At 49.4% G+C, this 20,496-nt stretch carries 18 protein-coding genes; 14 read left to right on the top strand and 4 right to left on the bottom strand.

All coding sequences use genetic code 11. The features are described 5' to 3' along the window. The first annotated feature begins 24 nt into the window (after window positions 1-24). Window positions 25-729, top strand: coding sequence for a hypothetical protein (locus tag IEW26_RS13590; RefSeq protein ID WP_111273049.1), 705 nt, complete (start codon window positions 25-27; stop codon window positions 727-729). 157 nt (window positions 730-886) lie between these two features. Further along, window positions 887-1,858: a helix-turn-helix transcriptional regulator gene (locus IEW26_RS13585; protein ID WP_188592777.1), complete on the top strand. Its 972-nt coding sequence runs from the start codon at window positions 887-889 to the stop codon at window positions 1,856-1,858. 35 nt (window positions 1,859-1,893) lie between these two features. Here IEW26_RS13585 and IEW26_RS13580 read toward each other — a convergent pair whose 3' ends face one another. Next, window positions 1,894-2,568, bottom strand: coding sequence for a 3'-5' exonuclease (locus IEW26_RS13580; protein WP_111273051.1), 675 nt, complete (start codon window positions 2,566-2,568; stop codon window positions 1,894-1,896). Between the two features lie 559 nt (window positions 2,569-3,127). On the opposite strand from IEW26_RS13580, the gene IEW26_RS13575 reads away from it, so the two are divergent. Next, window positions 3,128-4,873, top strand: coding sequence for a proline--tRNA ligase (locus tag IEW26_RS13575; RefSeq protein ID WP_188592776.1), 1,746 nt, complete (start codon window positions 3,128-3,130; stop codon window positions 4,871-4,873). Between the two features lie 561 nt (window positions 4,874-5,434). Here the strand turns inward: IEW26_RS13575 and IEW26_RS13570 are convergent. The 3 genes from IEW26_RS13570 to IEW26_RS13560 all read right to left on the bottom strand — a co-directional run bounded on the left by IEW26_RS13570 (window position 5,435) and on the right by IEW26_RS13560 (window position 8,348). Continuing rightward, complete coding sequence (locus IEW26_RS13570) at window positions 5,435-7,264, bottom strand: 5'-nucleotidase C-terminal domain-containing protein (protein WP_188592775.1); 1,830 nt, start codon at window positions 7,262-7,264, stop codon at window positions 5,435-5,437. A 178-nt stretch (window positions 7,265-7,442) separates the two neighbouring features. Then, window positions 7,443-7,859: an ImmA/IrrE family metallo-endopeptidase gene (locus IEW26_RS13565; RefSeq protein WP_188592774.1), complete on the bottom strand. Its 417-nt coding sequence runs from the start codon at window positions 7,857-7,859 to the stop codon at window positions 7,443-7,445. 45 nt (window positions 7,860-7,904) lie between these two features. Next, window positions 7,905-8,348, bottom strand: coding sequence for a helix-turn-helix domain-containing protein (locus IEW26_RS13560; RefSeq protein ID WP_188592906.1), 444 nt, complete (start codon window positions 8,346-8,348; stop codon window positions 7,905-7,907). Between the two features lie 685 nt (window positions 8,349-9,033). Here IEW26_RS13560 and IEW26_RS13555 point away from each other — a divergent pair. The 11 genes from IEW26_RS13555 to IEW26_RS13505 all read left to right on the top strand — a co-directional run bounded on the left by IEW26_RS13555 (window position 9,034) and on the right by IEW26_RS13505 (window position 20,371). Continuing rightward, window positions 9,034-9,516 (top strand): ArpU family phage packaging/lysis transcriptional regulator, encoded by a 483-nt coding sequence (locus tag IEW26_RS13555; protein ID WP_145403836.1) that lies wholly within the window; start codon window positions 9,034-9,036, stop codon window positions 9,514-9,516. Window positions 9,517-9,614: 98 nt separating this feature from the next. Continuing rightward, window positions 9,615-11,288 (top strand): GAF domain-containing sensor histidine kinase, encoded by a 1,674-nt coding sequence (locus tag IEW26_RS13550; protein ID WP_188592905.1) that lies wholly within the window; start codon window positions 9,615-9,617, stop codon window positions 11,286-11,288. Between the two features lie 19 nt (window positions 11,289-11,307). Continuing rightward, window positions 11,308-12,090 (top strand): response regulator, encoded by a 783-nt coding sequence (locus IEW26_RS13545; protein WP_188592773.1) that lies wholly within the window; start codon window positions 11,308-11,310, stop codon window positions 12,088-12,090. Between the two features lie 208 nt (window positions 12,091-12,298). Further along, on the top strand, window positions 12,299-12,868 hold the full coding sequence (locus IEW26_RS13540) for an NADPH-dependent FMN reductase (protein WP_111273058.1): 570 nt from the start codon (window positions 12,299-12,301) through the stop codon (window positions 12,866-12,868). A 57-nt stretch (window positions 12,869-12,925) separates the two neighbouring features. Then, window positions 12,926-13,384: a VOC family protein gene (locus IEW26_RS13535; protein WP_188592772.1), complete on the top strand. Its 459-nt coding sequence runs from the start codon at window positions 12,926-12,928 to the stop codon at window positions 13,382-13,384. 71 nt (window positions 13,385-13,455) lie between these two features. Further along, a complete protein-coding gene (locus IEW26_RS13530; protein WP_188592771.1) occupies window positions 13,456-14,115 on the top strand; it encodes a VOC family protein in 660 nt (219 codons plus the stop codon). Window positions 14,116-14,328: 213 nt separating this feature from the next. Continuing rightward, window positions 14,329-15,288 (top strand): hypothetical protein, encoded by a 960-nt coding sequence (locus IEW26_RS13525; RefSeq protein WP_373288469.1) that lies wholly within the window; start codon window positions 14,329-14,331, stop codon window positions 15,286-15,288. Window positions 15,289-15,614: 326 nt separating this feature from the next. Continuing rightward, on the top strand, window positions 15,615-17,318 hold the full coding sequence (locus tag IEW26_RS13520) for a DUF4127 family protein (RefSeq protein ID WP_188592770.1): 1,704 nt from the start codon (window positions 15,615-15,617) through the stop codon (window positions 17,316-17,318). 339 nt (window positions 17,319-17,657) lie between these two features. After that, complete coding sequence (locus IEW26_RS13515) at window positions 17,658-18,569, top strand: hypothetical protein (protein WP_229729844.1); 912 nt, start codon at window positions 17,658-17,660, stop codon at window positions 18,567-18,569. A gap of 138 nt (window positions 18,570-18,707) precedes the next feature. Then, a complete protein-coding gene (locus IEW26_RS13510; RefSeq protein ID WP_145403498.1) occupies window positions 18,708-18,908 on the top strand; it encodes a YqzN/YkzM domain-containing protein in 201 nt (66 codons plus the stop codon). After that, window positions 18,908-20,371, top strand: coding sequence for a phage tail sheath subtilisin-like domain-containing protein (locus IEW26_RS13505; protein WP_188592768.1), 1,464 nt, complete (start codon window positions 18,908-18,910; stop codon window positions 20,369-20,371). The genes IEW26_RS13510 and IEW26_RS13505 overlap by 1 nt, the downstream gene beginning before the upstream one ends. Window positions 20,372-20,496 lie beyond the last annotated feature (125 nt).

Below are 20,496 nucleotides of genomic sequence, written 5' to 3'. Positions count from 1 at the left end.
CATAAATCGGGGGAGAGACTACCAGTGAACTCAGTCTTTGAAGTATCTTATTCGTGGAATAAAGAGGCCATACCGACAGGGGGGGCCGATCCCGTGTATATGATGGTAGAGTGGAGGTATGGAGCCCCTGCCAAAAGACTTAGGAAAATAGCACCCAAAATTATGTCGAGAGATTTAGAGCTTTTGCTCAAACCGGAACACGGAGTTCATCTGAAAGGCATCTATGGATGCCGTTCCAAAGAGACAGATATTGGCTGGGTCCTTCGGCTTGGAGATGTATACAAGGGGGAAAGCAAACAGATTCTGCTGGAATTCGCTGTAGGACCTCATTTTTCCGGCAAAGCGGCAGTATGCTCTGCTTACTGGAGTACCCGCAAGTTGAAGCAGAGTCAGCGTGTGCTGCTTCGAAGAGAACAGCTTTATATTCAGTACACAAGTCATCTGGGCATGCTTCGCCAGCCAGAGGACCCGAAAGTCGAAAAAACGATTAAATTGAACGAAACGGTTCCATTACTTAAACAGGCTTTACGCGCTTATGAACGAGGGCGCATTGAAGAGGGAAGCGATCTGCTGCGCCGTCATGCGGATGCATTGCTCATCGAAGCTGCCCGCAAGCAGGATCTCGATTATTACGCTGAAGCCGAGATTGTCGAGAAGCTTCGTTATCACTATGGCATTACGTTTACGACCGGTTATCATAATCGCCAGAATACGATGTTAAGTGAATAAATAAAACCGAGTGGTAACGTTATAGAGAGAACGAGTTTACATATTTTTTATGAAGGTGAAGTCAAGCCACAAGTCGAATGTATACATCAATACTATACCAGTCAAGGATGGAGCTGTATCCTACGATTTGAAACAACACCATGGAGGGCCTGGCAAAATGACAGACCGACTAATCCGATTAATGCGCATTATCACGCTGGTACAAGCCAAGCCAGGTATTTTAGCCCGTGAGCTTGCCGAGCGATGCGAGACGACGGAAAGGACGATTTACCGCGACATGGAGGCCCTCAGTGCAATGCATATCCCGATCGCCAATATGGGCCACGGAAGAGGGTACATGTTTATCAGCCATTTTGCTATGTATCCGCTTAATTGGTCGAATGAGGAAGCACAGGCGTTCATGCAGCTGGCAGAAGTGATGGATGATATCCGTCCGTTACTCAAGCCTGCTTTCGAGAGTGCTTATGAGAAAGTGGTTGCTTCGAGTTTGAAGCACAGTACCGATCAGGTGGAATGGTCAGAGCAGATCAGCGGAATGTTCAGAGAAGGAGCCAAAGTGTGGGAAGAACAGCAGGGGGATGAGCCGAATATATCCCTCATTACGCTGCTCCAGGCAGGAATTTCACAAAACAGCGTTGAAGGGAGCTACCATGCCCGGGGAGAGAAGGAAATTATTCGTATTGATCCTTATTTTTTGATCCCGCGAGAGTATCAATTTGATCTGGTAGCCTATTGCCATCTATCTGAGAGCATGCGAACATTCCAGGTCAACCGGCTGCATGATCTACGAATGATGCCACGCACCTTCCGCAAAAATGATTACTTGATCCAGTCTTATCTCCGTACCGCCCGGACAATAAAAGGAAGTTCGGAAGGAGCTGTGGTCAAAATCCGATTTTCTTCCCTTGTAGTGGAGCATGTGATGCAAGAGCACTTGTTTACAGCCCCCAATGTGACTATGGAGCCCGAAGGTACCCTGTTGTTTGAAACGGTATTAAGCGACGTCGATCAATTTCTGAGCTGGATATCCAAGTATGGACCAGAAGCGGAGATTCTTGAACCCAAACACTGCCGTATCCTGATGAAAGAGCATCTTAGGCGCTGGCATCAGGTATACGACGATTCATAAAACGCATGATGGGCGATATAAGCCCGGCAACTATCCTATTCTTTGGTTTTGAACAGATTGGCAAGGTTGCCAAATGGCGATTCCTTCTCCTCATCCTGCGCAGCGCTAGAGTATACCACTTTCGAGGTTACACCTTCATCATCGGCTGCACAGTTATGTTCCAGTGTAAACTGATCAAATTGGTGCATGAACACCTTCGCGGTATTAATCGCGTCATCCAGAGCACGATGCTGTGTACCGTCGAATTCAATGCCGCAGAGCTCAAGCGCCTGGGCAAGGCCTAGCTGACGGAACTTGCCGTCTTTTCGCATGGCTCGCGACCACTGCTGTTGCAGGTCATTATGATTCGTGATCCACGCTACATCGAGCTGATGTGTGCGGCAATGGGAGATAAGCTTGCTGCGATCATCCGGTCCCCAGGAGCACATATAATAAGGTTCAGCGCCCATCCATTCGATAAATCGAGTTAACGCTGCCGGGAACAGAGGGGCTGCATCAATGTCTTTCTGAGTGATGCCTGTGAACTGAACCGTGTCTGTAGACAGAACGGGTTTGTTGGATGGCCGAACATACGTATGAAAGGTGTCGGTGACGGCAAGCACCCCATTGGTGTCCTCACTTACTTTAACGGCACCGATATCAATAATTTCAGAGGAGTAGCGTGTATTGCGGCTTACTGTAAATTCAAGATCATAGATAATATAGGGCATAAGACAAACTCCTTTATCAAGGAACCATTTTTTTATTAAGGAAAACCGTGCATTTGATGTGACATAAGGGAGCCGGCGGTGTAATCCTTGAAATGTTATTTCTCTATTTTACAGTGAACCTGGGGCCGTGTCAGCCACTGTTACGGATTTCGTTTCAAGAACGGTCATCCCAGAGGTTTTGTTGACAAGTTCTTATAAATGTTCTAATGTGATCAAAAATGGAAACAGCGTTTACCGAGGACATGATTACGCAGGCCGGCTTCACCAGAGAGGGAATGGATTGGTGCAACATTCCTGCCGCCGCCGCGCAATTCCTACCTCGTTAGCTGCGAAGGGGAATGTCCGTGTCGGTAACGTAACGGGCTGCAACCTGCGCCGGAAGGGCCCGTTATGCTCCATAGGACTGTATATCGTCACGCAGGGCATGAAGCAGACGTGTATGCAGTTAAATAAGGGTGGTACCACGACACATTCGTCCCTTGACGAATGTGTCTTTTTGCTGTCTAAGCCGAATTCAGGATCATGTTTATTATTCAGACTAATAAGGAGTGTTATAAAGATGCGTCAAAGTGAACTGCTTGTCCCTACATTACGTGAAGCGCCAGCAGAGGCTGATGCGGCTGGACATCGCCTTCTGCTTCGATCGGGTATGATTCGTCAGTTAGCGGCAGGCATATACAGTTATCTGCCACTTGGCCGCCGGGTACTGCTGAACGTGGAGCGAATCGTGCGGGAAGAGATGGACCGCGCCGGATGTCAGGAAGTACTGCTGCCAATCATGCAGCCAGCCGAACTATGGGAGGAGTCTGGCAGATACACACAGTACGGCCCGGAGCTGATGCGTTTGAAGGATCGGCACACAAGGCAGTTTGCGCTTGGACCAACACATGAGGAAGTAGTTACAGCGCTCGCCAGGGATGAGGTCAATTCCTACCGAAAGCTGCCGTTCACACTGTACCAGATTGGCACCAAGTTTCGGGACGAACGACGCCCGCGTTTTGGCTTGCTGCGCGGACGTGAATTCATCATGAAGGATGCCTATTCATTCGCGGCAGACTGGGATGAACTCGATCGTACCTATCAGGCGATGAACTCAGCGTATTGCCGTATTCTGGAGCGTTGCGGTCTGAATTATCTTCGGGTTGAAGCTGACGCCGGTACCATTGGGGGACAAGGAGAGACACATGAGTTCATGGCGCTGGCTGATGTAGGCGAAGATACGATTGTGACATGCAAACAATGCGGGTATGCTGCGAATCTGGAGAAGGCAGCATTTCAGTCTTCCTTGTCTGCCGAGCACATGGAGGAAAAGGAAGAGCGGGAAGCAGGCGAGGTGTCTGAAGTATTACGTATTGCGACACCAGATGTACGCACGATTGCCGAGTTAAGCTCTTTCCTGAATAAGAAGCCGGAGCATATGATTAAAACTTTGCTCTACCTGGCCGATGGTGAACTGGTTGCGGCGCTTGTGCGAGGGGATCATGAGTTGAATGAAATTGCCCTGAAGCAGGTGCTTGGAGCGGAAGAGCTTGTTCTGGCAGATGAAGCAGCGCTCGCCTCACATTCCCAGCTTGCCGTTGGTTATCTTGGACCCGTGGGGCTGGGATTACGGATAATTGTCGATGTGGACGTAGCCGCTATGCAGCAAGCCATAACCGGAGCAAATGAAGCCGGAATGCATCTGTCTGGTGTACGTCCGGGAATTGATTTCGCCTTGGACCGGGTGGAGCGCATCCGCTTTGCTGCGGAAGGAGATCGTTGCGTAGCTTGTGGGGAACCGCTGGTGTTCACAAAAGGCATCGAGGTGGGGCATATTTTCAAACTGGGCACCAAGTACAGTGATGCCATGGGGGCAGCTTTCCTGGACCGCAATGGTCGTCAATGTGCACCTGTCATGGGATGTTATGGCATCGGGGTATCTCGTTTGGTGGCAGCGATTGCGGAGCAGCATGCCACAGAGACGGGCATCCGGTGGCCAGCATCCGTAGCGCCATACGATGTTCATCTGATTCCGGTGAGCTGGAAGGATGAGCAGCAGCAGAAGCTTGTTCTTGAGCTGGAGCAGCAGCTGCTGGATCGCGGCTTGCGTGTGCTCGTAGATGATCGGCACGAACGCCCGGGTGTGAAATTCAAGGACGCGGAGTTAATTGGACTGCCGGTGCATATCGTCGTTGGCAGAGGTGCGGCTGAAGCAAAAGTGGAATTGGGTTCACACCAGCTTGCCCTATCTGGTGAAACGAGTCGAATCCAGTTGACAGCACAGGAAGCGATAACTTATGTCATGGAACAAATCCAGCACAGATAAGCTTCATGTGAAGAGGAGCCTCGCATGAGGTAGATATGATGTGAGATGTCATAGGTGTATATTATAGGACTGCATATTATGTCGATGGGCCTTTTGTAGCGTGGACGTGCTTGTTTTTACTGGAAAATGAGGACTCTGGACGTATACATGAATGGAAATTGAGGAATTCATCATACGATGTAACTATAATTGAGTTTAATGATCGCACATTTCGGCTAATTTATTTTTAAGCATAAACAATGCATGATCATGTACAGCATTCCAAGTGTTTTTACGCAAAGCAAGCGCAGAAAATGTTGCAGCCTTCCTGAATGCCAAACGTGATGAATACCGATGTTGCAAGCAAATAGGTTATAGTTCAGTGTGGTGGAGACAGCGTGAAACTGTGAGGTTAAGGGTTGCAAGGGATTTATTTTTGAGCATGTCTGCAAACATGGAGGCACCTCCAATTTTAACGAGAACTTTACACTTGGAATGATGAAGAGAAGGGAGCCGCTCATCCAGATTATTCTGGTCGAGAGACTCCCTTTCTTGATTGTTAACGTATGATCCTGTTACCGATTATGAAGCCGTGCGCAATTTTAACGTTTGACCTGGATAGATCCAGTGTGGATTTTTAATTTTGTTCAGCTTTTGCAGTGTCTGCCATGTTGTACCGTATTGCTTGGAGATGGAGTAGAGAGACTCTCCCGATTTGACAATATGCACTTTGGCTGGAGCTGGAGCTGGTTTGCCCGGTGTCGGCTTCACAGGTTTCTCCGGTTTGGGCTGCTCTGGTTGAGGTTTTGTTGGCGTGGGTGCCGGAACTGTCACGGGTGCTTCATTTCCTGAACCTGGAGCTTCCGGCTCTACGACAGCCTTTTTGCCTTCACTGATCCGACCGTCTGTCTGAATCGTTACTGCGCCAAGCTTTTGCATATAGTTGATCAGAGCCTCATCCATTGCACCGTACATACCTGCTATCGGATACTTGGCAAACATCGTGTACTCATCACCGCCAACAGCTGTGAAGTCATTGGTTGCAAGGGTGTAAGCAGCTGCCGGATCAAGGGCTTTATTGCCAACCATCACCGTATGCACACGGCTTCCTTTTGGAGCGGAGGCGTCAATTTTGAAGGTGATTCCGGACACTTGCGGGAAACCTCCACTTGGTTCAGGGTAGGACCCCACACCATTCTCCAGTGCTGCAAGCACATCGGAGCCCTTGACTTCAAGTGTAACGACCTGGTTGCCAAAAGGAAGAACCGTAATGACATCACCTTTGGTGACAATGCCCTTTTCGATGGAAGAACGAATGCCGCCGCCGTTTGTTAAGGCGATATCGGCTTTGCTTACATCACGAATGGCATCAGCCAGCAGATCGCCCAGATTGGTCTCCCCGGCACGAACCTGTTCCCGTTTGCCTTCGAGCAGTACAGCCGTGTTTGCTACTTCTTCTTTCAGGATCGGTTCCTGTTCCTTTTGAATGGAGCTTACGAGAGCGGCAACCTTTTCGTCAGGCTTAATGTCTTTGGCGATGGTTTCATCAACGAGAGCAGCTGTTTTCTTTGTCACTTTGCCGCCGTCTACCCACAGGTCAATGACACCTACATAGTTGGTGTACTCCCCTGCGCTTGCAATCAATGTGCCGTGATCGGACACCAGACCATCCTTCAAGACCGTGTGACTGTGCCCGTCGATGAACACATCAATTCCCGGTACGTCTTTGACAACCTTGAAGCTGGTATCGGTGCTGGAAGCATCTTGTCCAAGGTGTCCAAGCACCACAACCACATCCACTTTACCGCGAATTTCATTCACAAGTGTTTTGGCTTCCGCAGATGGGTCGGTAATGTCCAGACCTTCTACATTTTTCGGGTTTGTTTTATACATCGTTTCCGGTGTAGTCAGGGCAATGATACCCACCTTCACACCGTCTACTTCCTTGATAACATAAGGCTCGAAGAGACGAGTTCCGTCCTTTTTCTTCACGTTAGCGCTGAGCATCGGGAACTTCATCATGTTTGCCAGCTCCAGCAGACGATCAGAGCCATAATTGAATTCATGGTTTCCCGGTACCATGGCTTGGTAACCTATTTCGTTCATGACTTTTACAACACTTTCACCTCGGACGAGGGTTGCAAACGTAGTACCGTGTACAGCATCGCCTGCATCGAGCAGAAGTGTATTTGGATTATTGCTGCGATATTTATCAACGATGCCTGCGACTTTGGCAAAACCCATGGCAGGTGATTGTTCCACTGCACGAGCATGCATGTCATTAGTATGTAGGATGGTGATGTGTTTTCCTGTACCTGAAGCGGTATCCGTCGCTGCGGCCGCAATGCCTACACTGCCGAACAGTAAACAAACCGTTAACAGAAGTGAAACAACGCTTTTCCAGTTTTTCATCAATCCGAAACCTCCCAAAATAGTAATCTATTAGAGTGTTTACACAGCTCATGTAGTATTTTAGCAGACTATAATGGGGAAATCTCGTAATTCGCGTAAAAATAAGTGACCTGAAAGTGACATGCAATTATGTCTATGGAAAAAAAGAGCTTTATCACCTCTTAAAGAACGTATGTTCTTATATGGTGTAAAAAAAATGCTGCGCTTCACGTGGCAATCCGGTGCGCAAACAAAATTTCTCCAGGGGTTCCTCGGGCTCAGGCATAACGCCAGACGTTAACAGTTGAATAGCAAAACGGTTTGCTTGTCTCTCCAGCTTGCCCGGAGAAAAATAGGAATGCTCCTCCAGAAAGAAACGATTGATTCCTTTGTGCAGCCTGTCATGACCTAACTCATGCGCGCACACAAATCGCTGCCATTCTGGAGGCAAGTCATTGTGTATGACGATAAATCTGCGGCGAAGCTTGCGGAAATACAGCCCCTTGGTCGATTGTCCCAAATTGGTGAACCGAATCTGTATACCTACAGCGCGGGCAATGCTGAATGGACAATTGGTTCGGTGTTTTCGTATCAGCTTGGTTACGATGTCATCCATATGATCTCACCTGCAATTTCAGTAAGTTGAGCTCGTGTCTTGGTCTCATGAGCGCGGGTCCGATTCGCCTGGCTTTTTGCGTTTATTCATTTGTTTGGCTTCCCAGAACAAACCTGTAAGTACGTCCTTGATTCGTTTCTTGTCCTCTTCATCCAGCGGTATACCGTCAAACATCAGGTCATCCTCATCCTCCAGCATTCGTTTGAAATCCCGTCGGTCCTTATACGTTGCCCATTCGGGTACATCCTGAACGTCGGCAGCCTGGCCTGTTTCGATATAGCCAGCTTGTTTCATCATGTCGGTATAAGGTACACCGAGAGCATCGGCAATTTTACGGATAGTTATCGGTTTAGGCACCCCGCGCACACCATTCTCAATACGTGAAATCTGTGAATTGCTTATTCCGGCTGCTTCAGCGAGCTGGTTAATGCTGAATCCTTGCTGCTCTCGCAGCTGTTTCATATAAGGACCAAAAGCGTGCTCCACAATTCATGCCACTCCTTCGACTCGTCACAAGTGCTTGTCATTATAAAGAAGTTCGTTCTACCTGCTGATGTTACAGCGTGCGAATGAGCCCGTTCCGGATGCAGATCGTTCTTTCGATCGCTGTTATCCCCAGATTTCTTTTATTATCTTTCTCCTAAGGAAAAATTCCGGGGATAAAGGCGAACGCTTCGCTTCTACAGAATCGATTCTGCCTCCTGCACTATGTTGGCGCAATATGCTAACTGTGCCATTTGCAGATCACAGAACTTCTTTATAAACCACAATTGACTTATGCGAGTTCAGTAATTATCTGTACTATATCGTATATATACCATTAGGTAAAGAGATTTGAATCAATTATGCCAAAAGGTATAGGAAATGAAAGCTTGGGTTTTATTTTATCCTCTAAACGAACCAAAATGAAGGTTTACTCCAATCTCCAGAAAGTGGTATCCTCTAGTAGAAATACGAACAACATACGAACAAAATGTAAATGAGGATTGTTTCCAAAAGGCAATATATCAGAAAACGTTAAGATTTATAGAATTGGAACAATTCTATAGATAGAGTTTGTTCTTGGATTTGATGACGTTACAAGCTGCCACAATGTTGAATGGGCGAGATATAGAAGATTAATGGGTGAGGTATAAATGAACCTAATACTAGGAGGAGATCAATGATGACAAATATGGAATTGCTGTTACCGGAGCTGGATCGTCGTAAAACGCAGGCTGCCGTTGAGGCCGTATTGGAGAAGTACCGAATCTACAAAACGATTGCGTTTGAGGAACGGGAGGTGCAGGTGACGGCAAGTTATACGGAGCGTTTGCATGGTGCTACTAACGTCACGGGTGATTCCACAGCCAAAACAGCGATCTTTAATGTGGACGTGCAGCGTGCGCGGCGGGCTTATTGTGATACCATTGACCATATTGTGTCCCGACTCAGCGAGAAGGAACGTGTGCTTGTGCGCGAGCGATACATGAAGGATGATGATGTGTTTGACTATAAAATCTATAACCATGTTTTTGACCCGCCAGTGAGCAAGGATACGTACACCAAGATCCGCACCCGTGCTTTTTACAAAATGGCGCTTGCTTTGTCCGACCGCGGTCTGATTAATATGGAGCCTCTGTCATCGAGAAGAAAAGAAAGGCAGAAGCTTGGCTGAGCATCCTGCTCGAAGTTGAAGCTTTCATCTCAACCGGGGATTAGTTACAATAGTTGGGACAAAATGACGGAATGCCGCTGCGGAAGGGAGAGGGTAATATGCCGGAAGAGGTTCGAATGCAAGAGATGGTCACGTTAAAAACCATTGCGGAAACACTGAATACCTCCAACGATCTCAGCCTGATGCTGGATACGGTGGTTGGCAAATTGCTTGAATTGACCGGATTAACGGCAGGCTGGCTTTTTCTCATTAATGAACGTGGAGAATATACCTGTGTCTCTGACTATAACCTGCCTCTCGCCCTGATGCGTAATGATAAAGAGCCTATGCGGGTGGGAACATGCTGGTGTGTCAATCGTTTTCGGGATGGCAGATTGCAGTATGCGGTAAATATTATCAACTGCAAGCGGCTGGAGGATGCTGTGGAATTCCAGTGGGGAGATACAGCCGATATTACGCATCATGCCACGGTTCCACTACGCTCGGGTGAGCGAATGCTCGGACTGCTTAACGTGGCAGCGCCTGGCAAGCAGCATTTCAGCGACAATGAGCTTGCTCTTCTGCAGGCGGTTGCTTACCAGATTGGCAGTGCAATGGAACGGATGCGTCTGTATCGTGCAGAGCAGCGGCGGGCTGATCTCTATGCCCGTCTGGGGGATTTTGGCTCAGCACTAAGTCTTCGCGTTAACGAATGCACCGAGGCAGATGCATTGCCGTGCACGGTTGCAGAACTGCTCGGCAAGCATTTTGACTGGCCGTTCGCTGCGCTCATGCAGCAGACGCAAGGAACCTTTCACTTACAAGCGATGTATGCAGAAGGTAAGGTATGGATGGATTCAGGAGCCTCCTTCTCCAAGGAAGGGATTCATCTCCTGGATCGGATTGTTGATCATTATCGGGCTGCCATGCTGTCAGCGGATGAACTGATTGAAATGTTCAGTTCGTGTACAGCGGGTACGAAGTGTTATGAACTTTCTTCGGGAATTGGCGTACCGATCCCTTATCATACACCGGGCGAGCCGGGAGTGCTGGTGATTGCCACAGGAGTGCGCTCATCGAATCTGCTCAGGGCAGACAGTGAGGTGCTGGAGGCTTTGGCAGAGCATATTGTGGCAGCCAAAGAAAGTCTGAAGCTGGCTGATCATCGGCGTGAACTGGCAAGGCTGGAAGAACGAAATCGGCTGGCGCGGGATCTGCATGATTCCGTGAATCAGATTTTGTTCTCCTTGTCGTTAACGGCAAGAGGTGCGGAGAGTATGTTCCCAGGCACAGAGCCTCTGCATCCTGCTGCAGAAGCAATGAAAGATATTAGAGCTTTGTCGCAGGAAGCCCTCAAGGAAATGCGCGCTCTTATTATGCAGCTTCGTCCAGCCGGACTGGAGGGAGGACTGCTAAGTGCATTGCAGGAGTATGGGGCGAGGCAAGGGCTTCAGGTAATTGCCGACCGTAAGGGGCTGCGCGCTATTCCGCGTTCAGTGGAAGAAGGTCTGTGGCGCATTGGCCAGGAGGCGCTCAACAATGTTCGGAAGCATGCGGGAGTAACATCGGCCAATATTTTGCTGGAGTTCAATGAACATGAAGCGAAACTCACGATCTCGGATCGGGGAAAAGGTGGGGCCAAGAGACGGAAGCCAGCCTCTGAAAGCTCACTGGGACTGTCCATTATGAGAGAACGTGCTCAATCACTGGGAGGAAAACTGGATATATGGAGTTCTACTCGTAAGGGAACCACCATAGCTGCCGTTATTCCAATTCCGTTTGAATCCGAATAAAGTCAGGGGGCAGGCAGCAATGCCTATTACAATATTACTTGCCGATGACCATGTGATGGTCAGACGGGGACTGCATGTTTTTCTGAGTACACAGCAGGATATGAAGGTTGTTGGTGAAGCGTCGAACGGGCAGGAGGCTTTGGAGCGTGCGCAGGAACTGGAGCCGGATGTTGTTCTCATGGATCTGCACATGCCTGTGATGGACGGCATTGAAACTTCCAGACATTTGCGCCGTGTGCTGCCGGGTACACGAATCATCGTACTGACCTCTTTCTCGGATCAGGATCATGTCGTGCCTGCTGTTCGTGCAGGAGTGAAGGGGTACTTGCTCAAAGATATTGAACCGGAGGATTTGGCGAAGGCGATTCGCAACGTGTACTCAGGGCAGGTGGAGCTGCATCCAGCGGCGGCAGGCCAACTCATGCATGTGATGGCATCAATGGATCTGCAATCGGACTCTGTGCAGGCAGAACAGCAGGAGGCAGGATCACCATTTTTCCAGCGTCTAAATGAAACGAAATCGGTACAGCAGGAGCTGCATATGCTCGGCACAGGCCTAACGAGTCCATCCATTGAATCAAGTGCACGATCCAGTACAGCAGGCGTGAATGTGCTCACACGCCGTGAACGTGAAGTGCTGGGATTGATCACCCAAGGGCTGAGCAATAAGGAAATTGCCGTCCGGCTGGTTATTACGGAGAAAACGGTAAAAACACATGTAAGTCATCTGCTGGACAAGCTGGGACTTGCCGACCGTACACAGGCGGCGCTTCATGCAGTAAGGAATGGCTGGGAGCTGTAAGGCTTCATTCTCTACGAATTTCAGATTAAATCAGACTAAAGTCGTATGAACTCAACCGAAAGGTTGAGTTTTTTTGTGATGAAGTTAAGTCCATTAGCTGACGAATTGCGCAGGGTTTACAAGGTAAAATAAGGATAGTTAAAGCAACAGGACAAAACGGTCCGAGAGAATAGAAACGAAACGAATCTGACATTGGAGAGTGAATATGATGAACATTGTTATATTGGCAGGCAGCAACCGTAAAAATGCAACCAGCACAAGACTAGGTGAATACGCGGCAGAAGTAATCCGGGGACAGGGACATGAGGCCGTACTGTTTGATCTGTATGAGAAACCGCTGCCCTTCTACGCCCCGGATGAAAAACAGGAAACGGACGAACATCTGGCTGAATTAAATACGGTATTGCTTGCAGCGGATGCAATTATCCTGTCTACGCCAGAATACCACGGCAGCATCAGCGGCGTGCTCAAAAATGCGCTGGACCATCTAAGTCAGGCGCATTTTAGCGGCAAGCCAGTGCTGTCGATCAGCTCTGCCGGCGGCGCAGTCGGTGTAAGCTCGCTTACCCAGATGCAAACGATGGTTCGTAACCTACACGGTATCAACGCCCCAGAATGGATCTCGATTGGCGGCGCACAGCGTAGACGCTTTGAAGCAGCATTTGATGGATATGAGGAGTACGAAGGCAGCCAGGATATCGAGGACCGGGTACAACGGGTACTGGGATCGTTTTTGAAGCTGGCAGAGACATTAACAGCAGCAAAGAAGGCGTTGTAAAGCACGGGATCAAGGATATGCAATGATAAGCAATGATAAGAAAAGAGGTCGTTCACTATGATTAAAGGCATATATGAAACACATCTGAACGTGACGAATCTGGAAAAATCACATCATTTTTATGAAAAGGTACTGGGTTTAACCCATGCTTACGGACAGCCAGAGCGAGGCAACGCCTTCTATTGGATTGGCGGGGAACGCTATAACATGCTGGGGCTTTGGGAAAAGGAGCCTGCACAGGTGCAGCGCCAGCATTTTGCCTTTCACATCGCTCTGGAAGATATGAAGCATGCGGTTGAATACCTGGAAAACAAGGGCATAGCGACTCGCAATTTTCAGGATGATGATATTGGAGAGCTGTATGTTTTTGGCTGGATGCCCGCAGTTTCCGTCTATTTCGCCGACCCGGATGGTCATTCACTTGAATTCATCGCTGTGCTTCCAGATGAGGCGAAGCCTGAGCTTGGGCTGGTGCCGTGGAGTAGATGGGAGAAGATGCACGGGAGAGGCGTATGATGATTGATTGAGAAGCTATTGGCGATGATTAAAAAGGTGTTGGCGTACGAAGACTGAAGAGGTGTTGAGGCATGATTATTCAAGAGGTGTTATTTTATACAGCGAAGCTGGAGGAGCTGCATCATTTCTATGGAAGTACGTTGGGCATGAAGGTGTCTGCTCTTGATCCTGTCGAGCAAGCCTTCACTGTACAAGCAGGAAGCACGAAGATGATGTTCAAGCAGTGGAATGCAGTAGCTGGCACAGAGGGAAATGGCAGTAAGCCGTTTTATCATTTTGCCTGGATGATTCCCCGTAATCGATTCAAGGAAGCAAAGCAGTGGGCAGCGTCACGAGTAACCCTGAACAGCGATGGAAAAAGGGATGAAACCTATTCGGTCAATTGGGACTCTCGTTCACTATATTTTGAAGATCCGGCTGGAAACATTGTGGAGCTGATCGCCCATCATCCGTTAAATAATGAACAAGATTGGGCATTCTCGGCAGCAGATATTCTGCAGGTGTGCGAGATTGGACTGGTTTCGGAGAATGTGTCTGCAACGGTGAAGGAACTGGGGAAGGCTGGCTTGCCGCTTTGGGGTGAGGGAAGTGATACCTTTTCTCCAGTAGGTGACCGTAATGGGTTGTTTATTGTGGTGAAGAAGGAACGAGTCTGGTTTTTCTCCGATCAAAAGGCACAGATGTTTCCGCTGGAAGCAACAATCCGTGAGGTAGGCAGACTTCGACTCTAGGAGCATAACAGCGCTGCTTCAGGTTCTTCTGTTGTTTTAGTGTCCATGTAGAAAATCTTCGTTTCATTAATATCCTGCAAAAAGGGCATAAGTGTCGGTTCTTGATCATGATATAGAAGTAAACGCTTTATTTTATGGAGATCAGGCAGGCCGCTTGTTAGAGAGGCTTCCATTCTAGGGCGTATCTTAAAACTCAGTCTAATAGAGAAGGGGATGGCAGACTTGGATCGACGTTTGTTGGAGGAAGGACTAGCGACAATGGCATCCAGTCAGGAGCGCACAGGAGATTTGTGGCATGCCCATTATGGGGCGGGCGCGATTGCAGCTTACTTCTGGGTACGGGAAAATCATCTCACGGCTCTTGCCGCCGGCAGCATCACCGCCGAAGCCAAAGCGATGCTGCGTCAGCATGGAACCCGTCCCGCACAGACTGTTTTGCCAGATGAGTGTATGCCGCTGGAATTGGCCGAAGCGCGTATTGCAGACGCACTGGAGCGAACGATCGGGGAGCTGCACTGGGTCGGCCATCAGGCCATCTACGGAGCGATTAGTCTCAAAGCCATTCGCGAGCTGGAAGGATGGGGCACGGCACAAGAGATTGAGCAGATTGCTCAATTAATCGAGTCGTTTGAACGAACGATTCCAGGCCGGTCCTGGATGAACACAACCGTGAAGGAAATTCGTCATATGTCTCTGGAGGACAAGGACGGTTTTCCCGACATACAGAAGCCGATGGAGTTGTCCCGGTTGATTCTGGAGGAGCTGGGAGCCTTCAGCACCATCTATCAGGCGGAGGCTCATCATGATCTGATCGGTCATATGCTGACCTATGGGCATGCACTGAATATCCTTTATGAGCTTGGTTACCCGGCTCTGTTCAACAAAGGCATACCGCCATTTCTCAAAATGGTGAAGGCTCTGCGGCTCAGTCGCAATGTGGATGCAACACAGGCGGGCGCCACACTGCAATCTCCTGTAGATATGCTGCCGTTACAACAGGCTGAGCGTTCCCGCGCGCTGCCTCATGAACTGGAATACTGGTTAACCGACAGGCGGTGCCGTAACTGGTATGAGGGCCATGTGTTCAAGTTTCCGTTCAGCTTCTATCACCATGCGAAGAATGGGGAGCCTGAGCCCGAGATTTGGGAGAATTTCCGGTACATTATTGCATGACGATAATTAAACGAGATTGCATAATGATAATTAAACGAGCGTCTGCTGATAGGGCAGGCGCTTTTTCGCCATTTCATTCTCCATATTTCAATCCCAATAAACCGCCAATAATCCAGCCGAATTCATCCCTTAACCCGTCCTCATGAGGGATAATAGACGGTAAGATGGTAATATCGGATCAGAAGCAAGAAAGCAGAGAGCAGAAGGCAGAAGATAGCTGACACACGGAGCATAAGACCAGCATACGGCTGGTTTTTTCAATTTTGTGATTGCAACCTTGCTATGATCGGGTATTGAAGAATATTAAAAACAGGAGGCTACATGATATGAAAACAGTATTGTATGTTCCACTGGATGACCGTCCGGCGAATCTGGATGATGTTATTGTACAAGGGAAAGCAGCCGGTCTTCACATCGTTACACCCAACCTGAAGGATATCAAAAATCGTCTGGATACGGAAAAAACAACGGATGGCACAACCCTTCTCGGCACTTCAACGCCTGTTTACGGGAATCCATCAAAGGTTCATGATTTTATTCTGAAGCATGCGGCCAAGGTGGACGGCTTCATTATTTCTACCGATATGCTCGCTTATGGCGGCCTGATCGGCAGTCGTCAGCTTCGAGATCACGGCGGCGGTGCTTACCCGGCATATGACGAGCAAACGACTCGTCTGCTGGATGTCATTCGCATCATTAAAACAAAGTATCCACGCAAACCTCTATTTGTTATGGATACGATTATGCGGCTGGCAACGACTTCATTCGCAGGGGGATTGGCGCTGGATGCGTATAATGAATCCCGTTCTCTGATGCAGCAGCCGCGTCAGGCTTATACTGAATTCGAAGATATTATTCAAGGATATAACGTTTCTCCAGAAGGTGAAGAGTACGGGGAAACGACGTATTTTGATAAACAAAAATACTACAATACGAGACAGCACAAGTTTAAAACGAATCGTTACATTCTGGATCAGCTGGCCCGCACGGGGTATATTGATTTCCTCGCCGTGGGTGTGGACGATGCCAACACTCAAGGGGTACAAATTAACGAGATCAATTACGTCGAAGCTCGAATCAATGAATGGCTGGGCGGAACGGATGGGCAGAATCCGGATCGTGCAATTATTTTGCCGGATGCAGATGGCTTGGGACATGCTCTGGTTGCGCGGATGGCGAATCAGCTGTTCAGAGGCGGGGCGACAACGAAATATGGCGTGAAGTATTATGGCCCGCACGGCTCTACGATTATCAACACCTATGAATATATGGATGTACACCAGAATGTGGTGCATCATGTTGATATTGTCGGCGGTACATTGGTGGAGGATGAAGCCGACACGTCGGTAGATATGGAGATTATCGCCATTACAGCACTCGATCAGGTTCAGGCGGCCGTGGAGCGCCTGGCGTTGAATGGGGAGCAGGGGCTGCCTTCGATCCTGATTGATTTTGTCGGTAAAGGGCCTGCGAATGTAGAGGTGGCAGAAGCTTTGCTGAACAGCCCGTATACCGGGCGGGTGCTTGGTTACAGTGCCTGGAATACACCAGGGAACAAAATCGGTCTTGCGGTAGGGATGGCGCAATCGAGATATGCGCTGATTACGACAGAGAAGCATGAACACAAGCTGCGTGACGCGATGAACGCCCATGGCTCGCTGCTGTTCAAGCGTTTCCTCAAAGATTACTGCTACAAAGCAGTAGCCATTGCCGATATTCGCACCTATTCACGTGCACATGCACTATATACCAATGTAGCCACGTTGGCAGATCAGAATATGGTGCTGTTCAACTCCGAAGAGGATTATGCTCATCTGCAAAGTTTACTTCGTGATCTCATGCAGACACACACGGCTGAATTGGCAAGCAAACCTGCCTTCCAGCAGGGCAATCCGGCAATCCGCCAGATCTGTGACGGGCAGCTGACATATGCTGTTTACAACGGTGCGCTGCTGGAGTACAACAACCCTGATTTCATCTGGGGCCGTGCATTCGAAATTACGCTGAGCCCGCAGGTGAGATTGGACTAGGTTGGGTCAGAGGTTTTGATGAGAAAATAGCCATTTTGGTTCGTCTTTTTACCGCCCAACCTCATGCTTTATTCGTGCTGAAGTCCACCGAGGCACCATCCGCGCTAGGAGAAAAAGGCTGTAAGATAGTATTATCGGATGAATCGCAAGGGACACACCGAAAGCCCATACGCTAATGTACAGACCAGCCATTACGGCTGGTCTTTTTGATGCGGTGAAGTTGTCCTTGCATTGATCCGATATCCACATGGTCCGCGGGGAAAAGGGGGATGTCCCAAGCTGCCGCATGGCTGCTGCACCATGGGGAACGAATTTACTTTTGCAGCAGAGGGGGGCGAAATGAATGTGTCCATGAGTACACGTATCAAAAAGACGTTAAAGCATAAGCTGGCCGCTCTTGTACCAGCGTGGGAGGGCCGTGTGCAGGATGTTCCTGCTTCGGGAGAAGTGCTTTCAGGTCCGTGCGCTGTGCTTGCTTTTGCAGAAGAAGTGCCAAAGTCAGCCTGGGCAGGGTACCGCCGCATTATCAAAATTTCGCCATATGCCCGATCAGAGGACGGTGGAGCAGAACAAGTGGAGGTCTGGTCGGCAGAGCTGATCACAGGTCTGCATCAGGTAAGGCTGGAGGATGGGGAAGGCGGAGCCTTTACTTGCATCTATCTGGGTTCCACGGACAGCGAGCGCAGGGATGCCGAATCGGGGCTGGTTACGCGCAGCTTGCGTTTTGGCGTGTATATTCCCGAACCTCAACGTACTGAACATGCTGATGCTGCGGGAGATCTTTGGCTTTCTGCTCTCCAGCGCTGGACGGTGGACGAGTTAGGTCCAGACTGGTCTGTGTACACGGAGCACTGGCCTGAGGGATACCGGATGCCATCCGTGTTATGGCGTCTGACTGGATATAGTACAGCGGGTGTAGGAACCGCAGCACTTGAGGTACGCAAACAGTGGGTAGGCCATGTGCTGACTGGACACACAGGTATGACCGATCAGACGGTTGGTCATTTGGTCGAACAGCTGGCACTTCAATCACGGATAGCATTCCATCCAAGGGATGTTCAAAGCAATGAAGCTAACGAAAGCGTTGAAGGCAATATCCGTTATTTAAGTGTAGATGAGGTGACAGCGGATATGCAGGCAGATGCATATTTAAACGGGCAGCTTCGTCTGACATTGTCACAGCGGATAAGTCGTCCGATGCCAACTGCACCGCTCATGCGAGAGATTCACCATAGCAAAGGAATACAGTAAGTGTAAGTCGAGAGGGGCCGCTATATGAGCTGTGAGTGGCTCCAGATTTTTTATTAGTAATTTCATAGATTTTAGGATCAAAAATTCATAGGTCAAAAATAGTGTGTCTTTGAAGTTAACCAACGAGGTGAGAAACAGATGCCAGGCTCGGTGAAAAAAAAGCTGCCAGTTCTCCCGCAATATACGCGGGCTGAACTGATGAATCACTCGGAAGCCCTCTTTGCCGTCAAGGCAGAGGTGCTGGCTGGTGCGCTGCACGAAGCGGCGCAGCAGTCGTTTTCCATTGCAGAAGCACAGACTAGAATTAACCAATTTTTGAAAGCGAAGGTGAAGGAATAATGGCAGGTGGAACTTGGGAGCAAACGAATCGTCCGGTACTTCCGGGCTTATATATGAATTTTCAGGCGGCAGCTTCGTCCGCTATTCAGGCAGGAAGTCGTGGCACGGTTGTGGTGCCGGTGAAGGCAAACTGGGGACCGGTAGGCACGTTTGTAGAAGTCGGCAGTGAAGCAGCGATTGAGCGCACGTTTGCGGCTAATGCGCAGGATAATGGTACGGCGTATACTTCGCTCAAGCTGGCTTTGCTGGGTGGACCGAAGAAGCTGCTCGCTTATCGGGTGGCGAGTTCGTCTGCCAAAGCTGCAGTGTTGACGCTGAAGGATAGCGGCGGTGCGGATGTGCTGCAGCTCGATGCAAAGTACCCGGGCGACCGTGCGAACGGATTCTATGTGACAATCCAGCCCGGCGTGATCGATAACACGAAGTTTGAAGTACGTCTGTTCGAAGGCAATCGCATGCTGTATGCGCTCCAGACAGCAGATGTTACGGCAGAGGCTGTTGCCAAAGAGATGAATGCGGATGAGCAAAATCTCTGGATCACCGCACAGGCTATTGGAGACGGTACAGGCGAAGTGGCTAATGTATCAGGTGCAGCTTTCAAAGGTGGTGTAAGCGGGAACGATGAACTGACCAATGCGGAATATATTGCTCTGCAAGGCGCGCTCGAAGGGGAGCAGTTCGATGTGCTGGCCCTGGATCATGCGGCGGATGCAGCGCTGCTTGCCAGCTTTGCGGCTTGGGTGAAACGGGTACGTAATGAAGGCAAGCCCGTGATGGCGGTCTTCGGTGGCTCCACAGCGGACGATACTTCCGCTACGGCAGCTCAGAAAGCGGCAGCACGTTCACTTACGCTGAATCATGAAGGTGTGATCAATGTCGGCACAGGCGTACGCTTGGGCGATGCTTTTTACAGTTCTGCACAGACCTCTGCCTATGTTGCGGGTCTTATTGCCGGACAGCGTCTGAATGAATCCACGACCTATGCGGCAACACCGTTCGATGATGTCACACGCCGCTGGACGCGTGCGGAACAGGAGCAGGCTGTGCAGAACGGCGTATTTATTTTCTTCCACGATGGTCGCCGGGTCAAAGCACTTCGCGGTGTAAACACACTGGTTACGCCTGCTGCCGGACAGAACAATGCATGGAAAAAAATTCGTTCCATCCGCGTCATGGACGCGATCAACACCGATCTGCAGCGCTCCGCAGAGGATACGTACATCGGGAAAGTGAACAACACCGAGGAAGGTCGTCAGGCACTGATTGGTGCAATGAAGGCCTATTTGGCGCTGCTGGCACAGAGCAATGTAATTGAAGCCGAAGGCTATGACGTTGTTCTGGACCCTGCATATTACGGCGCAGCACCTGTGCTGAAGCCGGAAGCGGATCAGGTATTCCTGCAATGGAATGTGAAGCTGACGGATGTGATGGAGCAGCTGTTTGGTACATTTTACGTGCAATAAGGAAATGACCTGGAAGCAGAAGCAGGAGAGTGGATTCAGGTTGTTATTTAAGATGAACTAAAGAGATTACACAATCCACTCCGAGGACAGAACAACCTTCCAATCACTGTTATCCCCAGATTTTT

This window comes from Paenibacillus silvae, assembly GCF_014639235.1.
In the GTDB taxonomy this organism is placed as follows: domain Bacteria; phylum Bacillota; class Bacilli; order Paenibacillales; family Paenibacillaceae; genus Paenibacillus; species Paenibacillus silvae.
Note: the sequence above shows the minus strand (reverse complement) of the source record. Positions and strands in the feature narration are given on the sequence as shown.